The 17,238-nt window shown below is 41.0% G+C and carries 16 protein-coding genes; all 16 read right to left on the reverse strand.

Annotated elements, in window-relative coordinates; translation table 11 throughout:
- Positions 1 to 67: 67 nt before the first annotated feature.
- Positions 68 to 424: a PTS glucitol/sorbitol transporter subunit IIA gene (locus tag C6347_RS06525; RefSeq protein ID WP_060596197.1), complete on the reverse strand. Its 357-nt coding sequence runs from the start codon at positions 422 to 424 to the stop codon at positions 68 to 70.
- 26 nt (positions 425 to 450) lie between these two features.
- Positions 451 to 1,461 (reverse strand): PTS glucitol/sorbitol transporter subunit IIB, encoded by a 1,011-nt coding sequence (srlE, locus tag C6347_RS06530; RefSeq protein WP_060596196.1) that lies wholly within the window; start codon positions 1,459 to 1,461, stop codon positions 451 to 453.
- A gap of 13 nt (positions 1,462 to 1,474) precedes the next feature.
- Entirely contained in the window at positions 1,475 to 2,005 is a 531-nt protein-coding gene (srlA, locus tag C6347_RS06535; RefSeq protein WP_003210918.1) for a PTS glucitol/sorbitol transporter subunit IIC, read from the reverse strand.
- Positions 2,006 to 2,023: 18 nt separating this feature from the next.
- A complete protein-coding gene (locus tag C6347_RS06540) occupies positions 2,024 to 2,455 on the reverse strand; it encodes a transcriptional regulator GutM (RefSeq protein ID WP_034662530.1) in 432 nt (143 codons plus the stop codon).
- Between the two features lie 12 nt (positions 2,456 to 2,467).
- On the reverse strand, positions 2,468 to 3,712 hold the full coding sequence (locus C6347_RS06545) for an NAD(P)H-dependent oxidoreductase (protein WP_066030942.1): 1,245 nt from the start codon (positions 3,710 to 3,712) through the stop codon (positions 2,468 to 2,470).
- A gap of 445 nt (positions 3,713 to 4,157) precedes the next feature.
- A complete protein-coding gene (locus C6347_RS06550) occupies positions 4,158 to 5,096 on the reverse strand; it encodes a sugar-binding transcriptional regulator (protein ID WP_066030943.1) in 939 nt (312 codons plus the stop codon).
- A gap of 151 nt (positions 5,097 to 5,247) precedes the next feature.
- Complete coding sequence (gene sigG, locus C6347_RS06555) at positions 5,248 to 6,027, reverse strand: RNA polymerase sporulation sigma factor SigG (protein ID WP_003211879.1); 780 nt, start codon at positions 6,025 to 6,027, stop codon at positions 5,248 to 5,250.
- 142 nt (positions 6,028 to 6,169) lie between these two features.
- Complete coding sequence (gene sigE / locus C6347_RS06560) at positions 6,170 to 6,889, reverse strand: RNA polymerase sporulation sigma factor SigE (RefSeq protein ID WP_007499746.1); 720 nt, start codon at positions 6,887 to 6,889, stop codon at positions 6,170 to 6,172.
- A gap of 58 nt (positions 6,890 to 6,947) precedes the next feature.
- Positions 6,948 to 7,877, reverse strand: a complete 930-nt coding sequence (gene spoIIGA / locus C6347_RS06565) for a sigma-E processing peptidase SpoIIGA (RefSeq protein WP_060596194.1) — start codon at positions 7,875 to 7,877, stop codon at positions 6,948 to 6,950.
- A gap of 248 nt (positions 7,878 to 8,125) precedes the next feature.
- Positions 8,126 to 11,632, reverse strand: coding sequence for a S8 family peptidase (locus C6347_RS06570; RefSeq protein WP_106071525.1), 3,507 nt, complete (start codon positions 11,630 to 11,632; stop codon positions 8,126 to 8,128).
- A 292-nt stretch (positions 11,633 to 11,924) separates the two neighbouring features.
- Positions 11,925 to 13,070, reverse strand: a complete 1,146-nt coding sequence (gene ftsZ, locus C6347_RS06575; RefSeq protein ID WP_024424252.1) for a cell division protein FtsZ — start codon at positions 13,068 to 13,070, stop codon at positions 11,925 to 11,927.
- 33 nt (positions 13,071 to 13,103) lie between these two features.
- Positions 13,104 to 14,426, reverse strand: a complete 1,323-nt coding sequence (gene ftsA, locus C6347_RS06580) for a cell division protein FtsA (protein WP_034662541.1) — start codon at positions 14,424 to 14,426, stop codon at positions 13,104 to 13,106.
- A 159-nt stretch (positions 14,427 to 14,585) separates the two neighbouring features.
- Entirely contained in the window at positions 14,586 to 14,954 is a 369-nt protein-coding gene (locus tag C6347_RS06585; RefSeq protein WP_003210988.1) for a small basic family protein, read from the reverse strand.
- Positions 14,954 to 15,679 (reverse strand): DUF881 domain-containing protein, encoded by a 726-nt coding sequence (locus C6347_RS06590; protein ID WP_066030945.1) that lies wholly within the window; start codon positions 15,677 to 15,679, stop codon positions 14,954 to 14,956. Before C6347_RS06590 ends, C6347_RS06585 begins: the two co-directional genes overlap by 1 nt.
- Before the next feature lie 20 nt (positions 15,680 to 15,699).
- Positions 15,700 to 16,389, reverse strand: coding sequence for a DUF881 domain-containing protein (locus C6347_RS06595; RefSeq protein WP_106036774.1), 690 nt, complete (start codon positions 16,387 to 16,389; stop codon positions 15,700 to 15,702).
- Positions 16,386 to 17,165, reverse strand: a complete 780-nt coding sequence (locus C6347_RS06600; protein WP_060596191.1) for a cell division protein FtsQ/DivIB — start codon at positions 17,163 to 17,165, stop codon at positions 16,386 to 16,388. The genes C6347_RS06595 and C6347_RS06600 overlap by 4 nt, the downstream gene beginning before the upstream one ends.
- Positions 17,166 to 17,238: the final 73 nt, after the last annotated feature.

Consider the following 17,238-nt stretch of genomic DNA (forward strand, 5'->3'; position numbering starts at 1 on the left):
ATTGCTCTTTCTGGTAAACCTCACATAAAAAAAGCTGCTCCTTTTACGGAACAGCTTTTCTTTATCGTTACGAAATTTCAATTCGTACGCCTTCTTTTATATCAGGAAACGTGTGCGGGAATGCAAAGACAGCTCCCGGTAATACATCATCAAACGGCTCTTGGAAGTAGATCGAAATATGGCCGAGCTCTTTAAAGTTGTCATTTGCTTTATTGCCGAGGGCTGTGATCGTGTACGTTTGATCGCCCACTTGAATGGTACCGCCCAGCTTCAGCGGCTGTTCTTCTAAATGTTCGAACTCATGAATGACGGACATATCTCTTAATTCCTGCGGCGCTGCGGGTCCAAATAAAACAATCAGCTTATCTTCTTTAAATTGCGGGACTAAGATCCCAATTTCTTTTACGACAGATTGTGTTACCATGTATCTCGATTCCTCCTTTAATACGTTTAATACATACCGAAGCTGGCAACGTATGCGATCACAACAGATAGAACCCCTGTAATGAGACGGCTATACAAAACAGCTGGTACCCCATATTGTACCGTTTCCGGCTTCGCTTCACCAAGTGACAGACCAACTGGAATGAAATCACACCCTACTTGACCGTTGATGGCAAATAGTGCAGGGAGTGCAAATTGAGGCGGGATATTCCCTAGTGCAATTTGACTACCAATGAGAACACCGATGACTTGTGCAATGACTGCTCCAGGTCCTAAGACAGGCGATAGGAACGGCAATGTACAGACCACGACGAGCAGTAAGAGCCCCCATATAGATCCTGCCAGTGGCGATAGAAAATGAGCAATCAAGTCACCGATTTTTGTATAATTGATAATTCCAATTAACATACTGACAAATGCCATGAATGGAATAATGTTTTTCAAAAGCATATCAACGGAATCACGGCCAGCCTGATAGAACGTACCGGTGACTTTCCCGATTCCTCTTGAGAATCTCATGAGGAAATTACCTTTTTCCTGACGCTCGATATTTTCCTCTTTCAGTTTTGAATAGGTTTCTTTGAAATTCTCCTTGTCAATTGGCTCACTGTTTTCCTGACCTTCTACTTTCGACTCACCATCAGATGCTTCCGCAAAGGAAATATCCTTTTCTGTTACGCCTGATACGAAGATATCCTCTGTAATATGTTTTGCAAGCGGTCCAGAAGGAGAGGATGCCAAAACGTCTACAGTTGGAATGCGCTTCATTGGATACAGTCCGATTCGCGCAGTTCCACCGCAGTCAATGACAACACACATCATTTCATCTTCTGGTATCGAGTTTTTAAAGCCGTCACATGCTTCTGTCCCTGTCATTTCTGCAATTTTACGTGCAACTGGGTGAATGCCTCCCCCTGTAATGGAAACAACCTTTCTTCTTTTACCAGTCGGTTCAAGCTCCAAGCCTTTTCCCCATCCGCCAGCACCTTTTGCAACAAATACTTTGTGGTTTGTCATGTCTAACCCTCCCCTATTGTGAATTCGCTTTCATTTTTCCTGCTAAGTATTTTGTAATCCATTCAGTAATAATACCGCGAAGTAAAATGACGACGATCCCGACTAAGAAGTAACGAACAGCAAGTTCTGACATTGAATATCCTGCTTCTTTAATCCCGTTTGCAATCCCTAAGTAGACAAACAGTTCTCCTGCGTTGGCATACGGGAACAGTGATGTCACCGGATGAACAAATGAAACAGCTGAATCATAGAATGCTGGTTTTTGTTTTTCAGGTAAGAAGCGGCCAAACGTATAAGCCATTGGGTTTGTCAAAATAAGAACAGATAAGATCGGCATTAACGTGTAGCGCAAAATCGTATATTTCGCTGCAAACTGGATCGCTCTATTCACTCGCTCTTCTCCAATAAACTTCATGACAGCATAAGTGAAAGTAAGTAACACAACAAGCGTTGGAACGATGCCTGTAACAAGACCCATGAATTGCTTTCCACCGGCTTCAAACATTCCGATAAAGTGCTCTCCAAACCATTGAATCCATTCCATGTTTCATCTCCCCTTTCTTTAGTTCACATTTGTTATATTTTTTTTCGAAATCGAGACAAGTGCTTGTTCAGCCGCCATGGAAAGTGCGTGCATGACAGCTGGCCCCTTTTTGCGTTTTTTCAATGTCTGCTTCATCATATGGTGCTCGTCTAGCACTGCACCAACATGCTTTCCTTCATATGAAGGAACTTCTTTAAATTTAGATAAGATCGACACACCGCCAAGCACATGGCATTTTTGAATGATATAAGATTCATCCACAATGATGAGCGCTATGGCTCCAGGGCCAACTTTGCGCCGTTCCATTCCCGAAAACAAGTGATAGCCTTGCTTCCCTTTGTAGTCATCAATAAGTGAATCCATGCTCTTGCGGTAGTACTTGATTTGAATAAAAGATAACCCATACTGCACAATGAGAATGATACAAAGTACGATTGCTAATTTTTCCATAGCTTCACGTCCTTATGATTGAAATAAATGATCTTGTAATGAACGCAGCTTCCAGACCGTTGTGTTTGAATCAAGTTCTACATCATCATGAGTCAGGAATTGTCCTAATTTGATGTCTTTTTTCGCTACGACTTTTCCGCTGATTAAGCCAATTGGAATGTGGCCGTTCGTTTTCATGTCTTGATGTGTTTCAAGTACACCTCTTACGGAGTACCCGCCAATTCCGTCAAGTGATTCCCCTGCTTTAATCTCTCTTTTCGCAACAGCTACTGTTTCTGACACTGGTACACCAATTGGGTGGATGGATGAATCATGCTGTAAGATCGCTTTTGCGATGGTGACAGGTGTTTCAAGACTCGCTAAGTGGAAAGGACGGTAAAGTGTATAGTGCGGACCTTTTCCAACTTTTAAGTAGCGCAGTTCTTCATCTACTGGCTCAAGATCACTCTTGACGATGACAAATACGCCTGGTGCAAGTCCATTTACATATTCAACGACTCCGAAGTTATCCAGCACGCCGCCTTGCTGTTTTTGATTCAATTTATCTGCTACATTCTCTAAATTCGCTTCGACTCCGTGCATACCGACTTTATCAGGCAGAAGCCCTGTCGCATTACTTAATAAGTTCATTTCGGCCATTGTTTTTGTGCCGTCCTGGAATGCAGCCAGCATATGTGCACTCATATGTTTACTATCTGCTTCTGCTTTACACGTATCTGGATTTGCTTCTGGGAAGAATGGGTTGTTCTTTCCTTTCCCGGCAACCAGCACCTCAAGACCCATTGTTTTCGCAAATTCATATAATTCTAGTGTTGCTGCTGGTTCGTCTCCAGCTGATCCTGAGTAAACAAGCCCTGCATTTGTGAATAACTTATGCATGACCAAACCGATAGTAATATCAACTTCTACATTTAAAAGAACGAGATGTTTTTTCGAATTAAGCGCTTCCAAAGAAATGTTTGCTCCGACCTCTGGAACTCCTGTTGCATCTACGACAACTTCCACGAAATCTGATTGAATCACTTCTCTGTAGTCATTTGTGACAACCATTTGATGCGGCTTTGCATGCTGCTTGTAAAAATTCGCTGCCTTCTCTGCTGCACTAAGGTGAATATCACAAACACCAGCGACAATCATGCCTGGAATTTTAGAAATTTGTGAAATGAGTCCAAAGCCCATTTGGCCTGCTCCAATAATCCCTACTTTGATTGGATCTCCACTGCGTTCTCGAGCTAACAACTGTTGATAGATTGACATCTAAATCATCCTTTCAGGTTTTCTTGCTTCTCAATAGATTGCTAGAAATATAATCTGAAACTTTTAACAAATGTTATAAAAATTAACAAAGATCTGCTTATTGTAACATTTGTTATTTTATTTATCATTTGTTATGAACTTAGTTTATATGATGTGTCAACTTTGTGTCAAGCTAAAATCGATAAAATTTTCAATCTTTTTGAGTCTTTAGACTCAAAAAAAAACTACCTAATGATATTAGGTAGTTACAGATTGTTGACAAAGGGCTAAAATGATCTTCATTTTAACCTTTTGTCTTCTTTTCAGCGTGATAGAAAACCTTTGCAGTCTAGGAAGGACGAGTACCGGAGCGGAGCGAATTTGACATTCGTGAGCACCGGCACGCAGGACTGACACCGAATGCGAGGGTTTGTCTACACGCTGACTACCTAATAATATTAGGTAGTTACTTTAATAAGGCATCTCCTGTTCGTTCATCGGTAATTAATACATGAATTAATCCACCTGCTAATGCCGCCCGGATCGCTTCAATTTTTTCTTCGCCTCCGGCGACACCTATGACCAGCGGAATTTCTTTCAGCTTTTGCGGGCTTATGCCCATCACCCGGTCGTTCCATGGGTGGGGATATACTTCCCCTTGATGATCAATAAAGTTATAGCAAATGTCACCTGCTACACCCTTCGCTTGAAGGATGTCCTCTTCGCCGCTTGTCATATAAGATTTCACCATCGTTGAATGCTGCGGAACACCGCCAATTCCGACAACCGCAATATTTGATGATTCTCCTAGTTCAATCACTTTTTTGATCGACGGCTGTCTAATCAGTACTTCCTTCGCTTCTTTCGTATCAAGCATGACGGGAACATGTAAAAACTCACATTTAGATTTGAGTGCCTCTGTGCATCTCGCAATAATATAGTTGGCGTGGATATCGACGTCTTCATTTCCCACACCTCCGACAAGCGGAACAAATGTCACGGATGGATAGTACTGAACAGACGTAAGCGCTTTCGCCATTTCATGCAGCGTTGTCCCTGAGGAAAAGCCGATAACTTGTCCATCCTTCATCACTTTTAATAAAAAGCCCGCCGCCGCCGCACCGATTCGGCTTTTGGTTGTGTCTTTGCTAAGCGTTTCCACACAGACGACTTCTCGCAGCCCATATTTGCGTTCTATTTTTCTTTCTAACGATCCATACTGTTGATTGACTTCATCATGAATAATGATTTCCACGATTCCTGCTTCACGTGCTTTTGCCAAATATTTCGATATGAGCGAACGGCTAACCCCAACAGCTTCTGCAATGTTAGATTGAGTGGCGCCTTCTTCGTAATACATATGCGCAACCTTAATGAGCAGCCTTCTTTCATCATGGAATGTCATAATAACCCTTCTTTCCGCTTAAGTGTTCCCTAACAAATGATATCTAAAATAACATTTGTTAAAAACAGATTAAATGAAAAAAATAACCGAGTCAATACTAGGGGCATGTTCTCTAACAAGAATGAAAAAAGCCGCACATGAAGCGGCGGCTTTAAAAGATGTTTTTATTCATTTGTTTTATGGCTGCTTTTTCAAGCCTTGAGACCTGTGCTTGAGAAATCCCGATCTCTTCAGCGACTTCCATTTGCGTTTTGCCCTGGAAAAAGCGTTTACGAAGAATCATTTTTTCCCTGTCGTTCAATCTGCGCATGCCCTCTTTTAAGGCCAATTCTTCCACCCATTGTGTGTCTTTGTTCCGTTCATCACTAATTTGATCCATCACATAAATCGGATCTCCTCCGTCATTATAGATCGGTTCAAACAAAGATACAGGATCTTGAATCGCATCTAGGGCAAAGACAATTTCCTCATGAGGCACTTCGAGCACTTTGGCAATGTCTTCTGCTGTTGGCTCCTTGCTTGTCTCACTAATCAGCCTCTCACGGACCTGAAGTGCCTTATAGGCAATATCTCTTAGTGAACGAGACACCCGAATCGGGTTGTTATCACGCAAGTATCGACGGATTTCTCCTATGATCATAGGAACCGCATAAGTTGAAAATCTGACATTGTGGCTTAAATCAAAATTATCAATTGATTTCATTAATCCGATACAGCCTACTTGGAAGAGATCATCGACATACTCGCCTCTGTTGTTAAAACGCTGAATCACACTTAAAACCAACCGTAAATTGCCATTGACTAGCTTTTCTCTTGCTGTATCGTCACCCTCATCTTGCAGCTGTCTGAACAATTTTCTCATCTCGTCGTTTTTCAGAACAGGCAGTTTGGAGGTGTCGACTCCGCAGATTTCCACTTTATTTCTGGACACTTTTTTCCCTCCCTACAGGAGCTGTTGTACAAAGTTCAGTATCTCCTTGGGATGGAAAAATATGCACGAGCGATGACGAGAATCATGTGAAAAAATGGTTATCCCTTTGGCAGTACAGGGATCGAGCTTTCAAAAAATTTTTTTAGACCATTTTATTAAATTCTTTTTGTAATCGTTTAATGATTCTTTTTTCAAGCCTCGAAATATACGACTGGGAAATCCCAAGCATGTCAGCGACATCTTTTTGGGTTTTTTCCTCACCGCCGACCAAGCCAAATCTCAGTTCCATGATCTGCTTTTCGCGGTCATTTAATTGCTCCAGCGCTTTTTTCAGCAGTTTTTTATCTACATTTGCTTCAATATCCCGCGTGATAATATCATCATCTGTTCCAAGTACGTCTGATAAAAGCAGTTCATTTCCGTCCCAATCAATGTTGAGCGGTTCATCAAACGAGACTTCTGAACGGATTTTATTATTTCGCCTCAAGTACATCAGAATCTCATTTTCAATACATCTCGAAGCATATGTTGCCAGCTTGATCTTTTTTTCAGGGTTAAATGTATTGACTGCTTTGATCAGGCCAATGGTTCCGATACTAATTAAATCCTCAATATTAATACCTGTGTTTTCAAATTTCCTTGCGATATAAACGACTAAACGCAAATTTCTTTCGATCAGAATCGCCCTTGCGGTTTGATCACCTTTTGGTAATTTGACAAGCAGTTCCTGCTCTTCATCCTTTGATAATGGAGGCGGCAGCGCTTCACTTCCACCAATATAATAAATTTCATCACTCTTTAGACCTAGCTTCATGAGGAGTTTATACCAGTAGTAAGTGAGTTTAAATTTTAATTTTTTCATCTTCTTCTCCCTTCTAAATGTCAAGTTGACCTCGTAAGATAAAAGACATCACAAAAAACTACGACACCCCCTGGATGATTTTCCCGTCTAACATATCTGGATGAATGATGGATTGAAATTCCTGATCTGCTGATAAACCGCTCAGACTCAACCCTACAAAACACTTGGCTGGCTGAATCATAAGCGTCTTTGAATAAATGAAGACTGTATCTGGTTTTAGGCATAGTAGAAAACCGTGATCATGACCGACTGCTCGATATGGAACAAGTCTTAATCGATCAAGAAGGGGAAATTGATCATCGATCTTTTGCATCACTTCAACAGGATGAGACTGTTTCATGAGCTCTATAAATGGCTCTCCGCAAATGGCCGTTAGCTGATCGGCCTGGACGATCATGACAGGTGTTTTTGTCATAGGATCATACAGCTGATTGCCAGAATCGACGAGTCCATTTAAGCGGATGGTCTCCCCGTGAATGTGTATCTCTACAAGCACTTGTTCATCATATTGTCTTTTTTTCGCACCAACCTCTCCTAATCTTTTCTTTGAAAACAGCCATATCGCAGGAAAGCCGGTTAAAACAAAAAGCCAGCTAATGGGATCACCAAAGCCATCATTTTGTGAAATGAGCAGGCCATCTTGGATCACTGTGTTGGTTTGCAAAAACGAATGAACCCCGATCATGCCTCCTCCCATCAAAAATGTTACAAAGTAAAAAGCAAACAGATTTTGAAAAAAGGAACGAAATCTTTGAAAACCAAAGGTTGCAAGAACGATGAAGACAGAAAAAAATAGTTTGCCTAAAGGGTGTGACACAACCATTGCAAATGGTGTAAAGAGCAAGAGAACAATGCTCGATCCAATGAGAGCTCCTAACATATATCGCCTTTTTTTTACTTGTCGTTTGAGAATAAATGCAGTGAGTAAGAGAAGCAATAGATCAAAACAAAAGTTTAACAGCCAGATCACATCTAAATAAATGACCACCTTCTGCTCCTTTCATCTGAAACAAAGAATCAAAAGCAGTACTTGCACTTGTTTGTACCAGTATAAAACAGTCAAGAGATGGAAGTCTGTCAATTCTTGTTGGGGATGATAGAGAACTTTTGGTGGATTGTTATTGTTTTTGTCGAGGAATGAGAGCGCGAAGCAAGAGAGTGTTCTTCTGGACAAGCTTTCAAACAATTGCTCGAAAAAAAAAGACACGCTCCTGGAAATCGTGTCTTTTGTTTAAGTTACTTTTCATTGATGTTTAATGTGCCTGAAGCCTTTTGTCTTGTGACATTTCCATAATCATCTCGCACAATTACTTCAATGACCGCACCTTTTGCTTTGGCGGTAGAAGTAGCTGTCCAGTAGCCTTCATATGTTCCGCTAGATACTTCGCGAAGCGGCAGCTCTGTTGTATTTTGAAGCTTTGATCTCGCGTTTGTCAGCGGCATGTGAATAACAAACGTTGCGTCTAGCTTTTCCCTGCTGTTAAATGAAATTTTAACAGACTCTCCTGATGATAGATGGACATTCTCTGCTGGAGTCAGCTTAGAAATTTCAGGTGCCTCGTATTGGACATCGATATTGACTTTTTTAGTCGTTTTGTTTCCTGCTGCATCTTTCGCTGTTACTTTTATTGTATTTTTCCCGTTCTCAAGCAGTATTCTTGCGGAATATTTTCCATCTTTTACGGTTGCCTTTTTTCCATTTACAGTGACTTGATCAAGATGATCATCTGTGACCTTTCCTTCTACAGTGAGTGATTCTTTATTAGACTTTCCCCCTTTTTTAGGTGTATCTATGGTGAGTGCTGGAGCTGTTTGATCAATGATGACCTTTACTGGTTTTGATCGTTTCGTTGCGCCTTTATCCGTAACAGTCGCAGCTGTGAATACATGCTCTCCACTTGAAACTGTGACCTTTTCTTTGAAAGCGCCTGACTGATCTGCTTTCACTTTGGCAATCTCTTCATCGTTTTGATAAATCGCTACATCAAGCCCAGGGGAGGCTTTGCCTTCAATCTCCAGTTCACCTTTGTTCGAAATGGTTCCCGCCTTCGGAGATATAATCTCTGGCACATCTGCTTCATAGTCAACAAGCGCCCGAATCATATAATTCCCTTCTTCTTTTGGAGAAGGAGAAAAAGCACCGCTTGTCAGCTGCCAGCTTCTTTCAGCATTTGGACCATCTTCGTCCGTTGCAAGTCCTGGAGACTCCGTATTCTTTTTCGTTTGAATATAGACAAGATAGAAATCTCCATCCACCGTAATGGCTTGATCTTCTAAATCTACTTTTGTCCATTCACCATTACGCAGCGCATTCGCTTTTAGAGGTCCTGCAATTTTCTCCCCTGGAGCTCCATTCTTCCCAGAAGCATCATACACCTCAACCGCAAATTCATTCCCGCCAGGAGCTGGCCACTCTGATGACCAGAAACGGAAAAGCCCCCCTGTGAGTTGCGCTTGTTTCTTCCCCTTTTCTAATGAAAACTTCACAGCCCAGCCATTGCCAGGATCATAGAAGGCTCGCGCATTTTCAGCTGTTCCGTCATCGTAGCCAATTTCACCAGCAAAGCCGATGAATGGCTCCAGCTGAATGGCTTTTTTAACCGGCTTTTCTGTCACATCTGCTGTAAAAGAATAACCTTTAAACCCTTTCGCAAATACTTTGACGGTATAGACACCGCTCAATGCCTCTAGAGAAAATTCGCCAGCTTCATCTGTTTTCACCGGCTTAATTTTCGCATCCTCTACAAGATAAACCGTGGCATCCTTTACTTTTTCACCCGTTGCTTCATTGACAATTGTACCGGATATCGTTCGTTTCTTAAGTGGCTGTAAGGGGAAATTTGCCTCAGCCGTTTCATTTGAAGAAATATTGACTGTTTGTTTGCGTGATTCAAACCCGTAAGCTTCCGCTTTCACTGTGAATTCCCCTGCACTGTGAGTAAGCTGATATCTCCCTGTCGCTTCATCTGTGTACGTTGATTTTCCGCTTTCAAGAACACTAATTTCCGCTTTCATAGGAAGAGCTTTGATGGACGGAGCATCAAGATTTTTTCCCTTTTTCAATTCTTTTGTTTTTGCAGGCTTCTTATGTGGATGTACAGCCTTTTCTTTTTGAGGCAGGGCTTGATCTGTTATTTTCATATCACCTAAATTAACATCTTCGTTTGTCACCTGTCCTTCAATCGTGCCAATTCCATCTGTTAATGCCGTAATCGCCTCTTTTGCATCAACTAAACCTGCCCCATAGCCATTGTTAGGGGATTCCGGGAATTGCTGATCAGTCAACGGCTTCGCTGTATCAATGAGAATTTGTTCAATCTCTTCAACAGAAAGATCTGACTGTACTTGGCGAAGAAGAGCCACAACAGCTGAAACATGCGGACCAGCCATCGACGTCCCATTCCAGCCATCTTCATACCCTTTCCCTGGAATGGATGAACGAATGTTTACCCCTGGGGCCGCAATATCTGGTTTCATGACGCCATATGGAGACGGACCTTGCAGCGAGAAAGACCCCAATTTGTTGTCTTGATCCGTTGCACCCGTTGCAAAGGCCTCCTGATAGTTCGCAGGATTTGCAATTGATCCCTCACCACCAGGGTTAAATAAATCGGTATTGCCAGCTGAAAACTCTGGGAAGATGTCCGCCGCTCTCCAAGCATTGACCACATCTTTATACCAATCATCAAGACCAGGCCCACCGCCCCAAGAATTATTGACGACATCTGGTGCCTTTTCTGGATGTGGGTTTCCGTCCTCATCTTTTGGTGCTAAAATCCACTCTCCTGCGTCAAGCAGATCAGCATCTGAACCACCATCTTCTGAGAAAGCTTTCACCGCAATCCATTTTGCGCCTGGTGCGACTCCGATTTGATTCTTTCCATCTGGCTCAGAGCCAACCATCGTCCCCGTCACATGTGTACCATGCTCTAAATCGTCGTATGGCGCTTCAGATCCTGTTGTAGCATCGTACCAATTGAATTCATGAGATGGATCATTCGGGTGTGCTGGATCAAATCCGCGGTATTTTTCCTTTAAAGCAGGATGATCCCATTCCACTCCTGTATCAATACTTGCCACAACAGTACCAGTACCGTCATAGCCTAAAGCCCACGCTTCTGGAGCATGAACTTGAGAAATGTTCCACTCGACTCCATCTACTGCTTTCATTTGTTTTTTCTGCTTAGACGTCTTCAAATCAACGGGGCGATGAATTTGACGGGTTTCATTCGGCAGCACTTGATCTACTTCTGGGAAGGAAGCCACCTTTTCCATGACTTCTTTCGTTCCCGTCACCGCTAGACCATTCACAATATAGTACGAATGAATCTCCTTCACTTGCTTTTTCTTTTGTTCCTTTTGTAAATACGTAAGCAGCGCTTGCTGCGTCTCCTCAGACGTTGCTCTTAATTCTGATACGACGGCTGATCTTTTTGTGTACTGCGTTTTAGCCGCTGTTAATTTCTGTTTTTTGGCTCTGGACACAGCTTCCTTCGCCACTTTTTGCGTATTTGTTTGCTCCTTCATTTTGATTAAAAAGGTCACCTTGTCATCCTGTTGAAACTGTTTCATTAATCTAGATGAGATCTTTGCTTTTGTTGTCTTAGAGGAAACAGCTTCCTCCTGATATGAGGTAGAAGTCGATTTTGCTTGAACCATCCCAAAGCTTGTCATCGTTAAAGTACCTATCACCAAAAGACTCATCAAACGATAGCCGGCGGTTTTGCGAAACTTCAATTTCAATCAAATCCCTCCTCCTCAAATGGCCAAACAGAGTATATGTCTCACTCCTTTCCTTCTTTTGTTCATGACAAGATTCATGGTGTTCTTTTTAATGTAGTCAAATAAAGGTCATCATCTTGTCGTTTTTTGTAAGAGGGGTTAAAAATGATTCTTTTTTCTTAAGCACCTTAAGTCAAATTACATATGAAAGATGAAGTGGCTCTCACGCTTTTAAGACTTTTTGATTAGAGTCCCCTTATACGTTGAGACATGAAAAAACCCCTTCCAATGGAAGGGGTTAAGCTATACTCGATTAGCGTTTATTGCGGTTGCGTAAGAACGTTGGAATGTCCAGCGTATCATCACTTGATTGTGTATTTTGTCTCGGCTGAGATGATGGCTGCTGATGTTCCTCACGTTTTACTTCACGTTTTTGAGGAATGGATTGATTTTGCTTTAATCCTTGTCCTAGTGGATTTCTTTGTGGTTTTGTCACTTCTGGCTCTTGCTCAATAAATCCAGTTGCGATCACAGTCACCACAATTTCATCCTTCAAGTTATCATTGATGACAGACCCGAAAATCATGTTTACATCTTCGTCAGATGCAGAAGCCACAATATCCGCTGCTTCTTGCACTTCATAAAGACTTAGGTTCGTGCCACCCGTAATGTTCATGATGACGCCTTGAGCACCATCGATCGCTGTTTCTAGAAGTGGTGAAGAAATGGCTTTCTTCGCTGCTTCAGCAGCACGGTTTTCACCTGTTGCGACACCAATACCCATAAGAGCCGAACCTTTATTGGACATGATTGTTTTCACGTCAGCAAAGTCAAGGTTAATCAGACCTGGTGTTGCAATTAAATCGGAAATCCCTTGAACACCTTGTCTAAGCACGTTATCTGCCGCGCGGAATGCTTCCAGCATTGGCGTGTTTTTATCAACAATTTCAAGCAAGCGATCGTTTGGAATCACGATTAATGTGTCCACTGCTTCTTTCATAGAAGCAATTCCTTCAACTGCTTGAAGCTGACGCTTTCTTCCTTCAAATGTGAAAGGACGAGTCACGACTCCAACTGTCAATGCACCAGAATCTTTTGCGATTTTTGCAATGACAGGTGCAGCACCCGTACCAGTTCCACCGCCCATACCAGCTGTAACGAAGACCATGTCTGCGCCTTTTAGTACTTCTTCAATCTGCTCTTTGCTTTCCTCAGCAGCCTTCTTACCGACCTCAGGATTCGCACCTGCTCCAAGCCCTCTTGTCAGCTTAGCACCGATTTGCATTTTAGTTTCTGCTTTTGATAGATTTAACGCCTGTGCATCTGTATTGACTGCAATAAAATCGACACCTTGTACGTCATTTTCGATCATTCGGTTGACAGCGTTATTCCCGCCGCCACCTACTCCGATTACTTTAATTGATGCTAGGCCGTCTATATTTGTTTCAAACTCCAACATGCTGAATCCTCCTAATCCGTCGAAAATCTAATTCTATTCCCAGAACATATTAAATAGTTTTTTCATTTTGCCCGGTTTTTTATTTGTCTCTTGTTGTGCTTTTTGTTTAACTTTCGGTCTTGGCTGCGCTTCTTTCACTTGTGGTGCAGAAGAAACCGGCTCCATGGATGCGCCTACTTCATGAAACGCCTCATCTGGCATTTGGAATCCAACCTGTCTGCCCTGAATCTTTGCATTGCGATAAGCAAAGTGGATCAAACCCACTCCTGTCATATATTGAGGCTCTCTCACCCCGATATAATTCGGACTTGCAATCCTGACATTGTTTTGCAAAACCGTTTGTGCAAGAGAAAGGATACCTGGTATGGCTGCCTGTCCACCTGTTAGAACGAATCCACCAGGCAAATCATGGACACCCATATTTCTTAATTCCTCTGCCACAAAGAGCAGGATTTCCTCCAGCCGCGCTTCAATAATGTTAGCCGCATCAAGTTGTGTATACGTTTGTTTTTGATCGGTACCGATCACAGAAACTTCAAATGTCTCCTCAGTCGATGCCTCATCATAAAACGCATGCCCAAATTGTTTTTTGATTCGTTCAGCTTCTTCAGTGGAAGTTCTAAGTCCTATAGACAAATCTTTTGTAATGTTCTCTCCGCCCAAAGGGATACTGTGAGTAGAATAGAGATGCCCGTTTTCAAATACGGAAATCGTTGTAGATCCGCCGCCAATATCGACAAGAGCTACCCCGAGATTTTTTTCATCTTTCGATAATGCTGCTGAGCCCGATGCGATTGGCTGCAAGCAAATATCCATAATTTCAATTCCAGCTCTTTCTACACATCGGAGCCAGTTATGTAGAATCGTTTTAGAACCTGTAATTAACGATCCTTCCACCTCTAGCCGAACACCAAGCATTTTTTTCGGATCTGTGATCTCATCTCTTCCGTCGACGATAAATTGTCTCGGAATCACGTCTACGACGAGATGTTCTTGAGGAATAGATACTACTTGTGCTGCATCTAAGACACGTCTCACATCTTCAGCATGTATTTCTTTGTTTTCACTAGATACTGCGACCACGCCGCTCGTATTCTGAATATGAATGTGGTTTCCGTTAATTCCGACAATCGCCTTTTGTAAAGGAAATCCTACCATTCTCTCAGCCTGTTCAAATGCTTGTCTAATAGAATGAACTGTCTCATCTATATCAACAATCGATCCTTTTTTTAACCCCTCTGAAGGGACATTTCCAACACCTATAATGTTAAGCGAATCATCCGCCATTTCTCCGACGATGACTTTTATATTGGATGTACCGATGTCAAGGCTGACGTAAATTTCATTGTTGTTCATTCTATGGCACCTCCTCACATATCAATACTTTCTATTCTATTATTTGCTGAACAACAATACAATGAATGTGTTTTTACAAGTGTGTAACAAAACTTAAAAAATCAACATTTTTTATTAGGATTACTGAAAATATTCGTTACATCATATGTATATCCTTTTTTATGACTCACTTTTTTTCTTTTTTTCTCTTGAAATTGTCCATTTTGTTAGTAGAATTCTTCTGATAACTGCTATATTTTGAAACAATCTAACGCCGAATGCAAACATTCCGACTAAGTACAAGTCTACACCAAGATGGACGCCCAGAAAAGCTAAACTTATTGCGAGTATAATATTAAAGAAGAAGCCTGATACAAACACTAGTTCATCGTATGCCCCTTGCAGATGTGCTCGGATTCCACCAATCAATGTATCAAGCGCAGCAAGTACAGCGAGGGAAAGATAGTTAGAATACTCATTCGGTATCGTAAAATTTGTTAAGAAACCGATCGCAACTCCTATGATTAAGCCAAGTACAGGAAGCCACATTAAGATTTTCCCTCCTTTACATCTTCAAGAGGCTTCAATTCGTTTACTTGAATTGCACCGTCATATGCTTTTAAATGGATTTTTTTCTTCGGCTGGCTCATACTCAAGCTGAAGTTTTCCTGAGCAAACAAATCACCAATATCTGATACATTTAAACGGCTGTATAATTTGTCGGCCTGCTCACTAATCATTTTAATGTTGACTTCATCACTATCTAAGCTGTAACCATCTATTTTTGTCGTGCCATTAATATCTCGAATCACACTTGTATTAATTACACGGCGATCATTGATGGAAATATGTTTTGCCCCAAACATATTGGCTTCATTAATTAACTTTTTCAGAAGATCAGGCGGGATATTTTTCACTTCTTCTCCGGTAAGGTCCTTTGAAAAAAGCTGAGAAATTTCAATTTCAATCCCCTCCCCTTCCACTTCTGTAAAACCAGCCTTTTCTTTTAAATCTTTTAACGTTTTTGTTAATTGTGCTTCTTTTGATTGATCTCCTTGATGACCATATTTTTTTAGCATCTCGTCGTATTTATCAATTTCTTTGAGCAAATCCAATTCCTTACTTTTAGATGCAGATAAATCCTCTCTCAGTTCCCAAACATCACGAGTATCACGAACTTTGGGCTTTTGTAAAGAATTAAACTGGATGGAGACCATGATGCCAAATATGATCATTAAAGCTGTTAAACTAAGTAAAGGCTTCTTTTTCCTCAACACCACTCACCTTTTCACTTTTAATCTTTGTTTCTTAAAAGAGGGTTCATACGAATATCCGTTTTCTCAATCGTCATTGAAATGTGATCACTTGTCAGCTGATCGACCACTCCTCCTGCAATATTTAAAGCAGGTATTAACACAGCCGGATCTCCAATACCAGAAATGACAAATGGTGCTGGATGCTGAACACCATCAACAGTGACAACTGGACCATTACAATGTATGTATGATTGGTGTGTGATTCTTTGCCCATTAATAGATACAGCAGAAGCCCCTGATATAAATAGTTCGTTTATCACATGAAAAATGTGGCTCTCATGCACAATGTAATTATTGACATTTTGTCCACTCGGGATATAAGATGCATCTTCAAGAGATACATTGACCCCTTTTCCTTTTACACCAATCTCTCCTGTAAACATTCTGTATTTCTCAACATCTTCCAGTACATTAAAATACTGCTCTTTTTCATTTTTCAAATTGGACTCTGTCGCTTGAACCTTTGATTGAAGACTATATAATTCTTTTTCGAGTTTCTGATTCGCCTTTTCTTGCTTTGTGAGCTGACTTTTCAGAGAGTATTCTTTTTTCCATTGCTCTGTTCGAATGACATCTGCCTGATGCTGCTTTGTATATTGGTATGAAAAAGAAATCAGAAAACCAAGAACAAGCATGACAATTGAGAATATAACTGTTTTGCCTCTCAACGCTCATCTTCCTTTTTCTTAGATTTAAACGCTTCAAAATACGTAGCGACTTCCATATGGATTGTGCCTTTTTCAGAAGACGAAAGTTCTTTTACAATGGCTGGATAGGTTTTCATTTTATCACCGAATGTTTTAATTGATGCAATCACAGTGTTTCCGTCATTCATATAAAATTTAACTAGCCACTGGTTTGAATTTGTCGGCACATAATATACTTCTGAGATGAGTTCCTGAATAGAGGCTGGCAGCTGATTTAAAGATCTAACGGTTTGCTTCAGCTTCTCCTTGTTGTCCCAATCGACAAAAATAGGTCCTGCATGACTCGGTGTAACTTCTTCTGGTAAAGCGGTCCCATTTTCAAGAAGCTCATAATATAGATTTCCCTTTTGAAGATACGCAATATTTGCATATTCTTTGACAGCAATACTGACCTTATTTGGGAAATGCTTTTTGATCCTAACGCTTTTAATCAGTTTATTTTGTTTAATATGATCTGCTGTTATATCTTTATTTAAATTCCAAAACTCTGTTTCGCCTTCTTTAATTTGTGAAAGTTTAACAAGCTGTTTTGTAGAGACATGCTCGTTACCTGTGATGGTTAAAGAAGAAATTTTGCTGATTGGTGTTTGCAAATAAATAATAATTAAAACCATGATAAAAAACAGTAGTATAAAAGAGATCAGTCTACGATTCGCTTTTTGCTTCCTTTGTTCTTTAATTTTAGGAATTCGCTCTTCTATATTGACGATCTTTTCATTTTCATGATCAGGCCGCATATATACTCTTCACCTCATTCAAAGCTGCTTGTCCACATCTTTGGGTCATCATTTTGATGAGAAAACAAACGGC

It is taken from the genome of Bacillus sp. NMTD17, from assembly GCF_002998735.1.
In the GTDB taxonomy this organism is placed as follows: Bacteria; Bacillota; Bacilli; order Bacillales; family Bacillaceae; genus Bacillus.

What these genes read in the sequence shown, in the direction of transcription:
- ftsA (WP_034662541.1), bottom strand. Translation starts at nt 14,426, where the DNA reads ATGAACAACAATGAAATTTACGTCAGCCTTGACATCGGTACATCCAAT.
- C6347_RS06525 (WP_060596197.1), bottom strand. Translation starts at nt 424, where the DNA reads ATGGTAACACAATCTGTCGTAAAAGAAATTGGGATCTTAGTCCCGCAA.
- srlA (WP_003210918.1), bottom strand. Translation starts at nt 2,005, where the DNA reads ATGGAATGGATTCAATGGTTTGGAGAGCACTTTATCGGAATGTTTGAA.
- sigE (WP_007499746.1), bottom strand. Translation starts at nt 6,889, where the DNA reads ATGAAAAAATTAAAATTTAAACTCACTTACTACTGGTATAAACTCCTC.
- C6347_RS06585 (WP_003210988.1), bottom strand. Translation starts at nt 14,954, where the DNA reads ATGTGGCTTCCTGTACTTGGCTTAATCATAGGAGTTGCGATCGGTTTC.
- C6347_RS06545 (WP_066030942.1), bottom strand. Translation starts at nt 3,712, where the DNA reads ATGTCAATCTATCAACAGTTGTTAGCTCGAGAACGCAGTGGAGATCCA.
- C6347_RS06540 (WP_034662530.1), bottom strand. Translation starts at nt 2,455, where the DNA reads ATGGAAAAATTAGCAATCGTACTTTGTATCATTCTCATTGTGCAGTAT.
- C6347_RS06600 (WP_060596191.1), bottom strand. Translation starts at nt 17,165, where the DNA reads ATGCGGCCTGATCATGAAAATGAAAAGATCGTCAATATAGAAGAGCGA.
- srlE (WP_060596196.1), bottom strand. Translation starts at nt 1,461, where the DNA reads ATGACAAACCACAAAGTATTTGTTGCAAAAGGTGCTGGCGGATGGGGA.
- ftsZ (WP_024424252.1), bottom strand. Translation starts at nt 13,070, where the DNA reads ATGTTGGAGTTTGAAACAAATATAGACGGCCTAGCATCAATTAAAGTA.
- C6347_RS06550 (WP_066030943.1), bottom strand. Translation starts at nt 5,096, where the DNA reads ATGACATTCCATGATGAAAGAAGGCTGCTCATTAAGGTTGCGCATATG.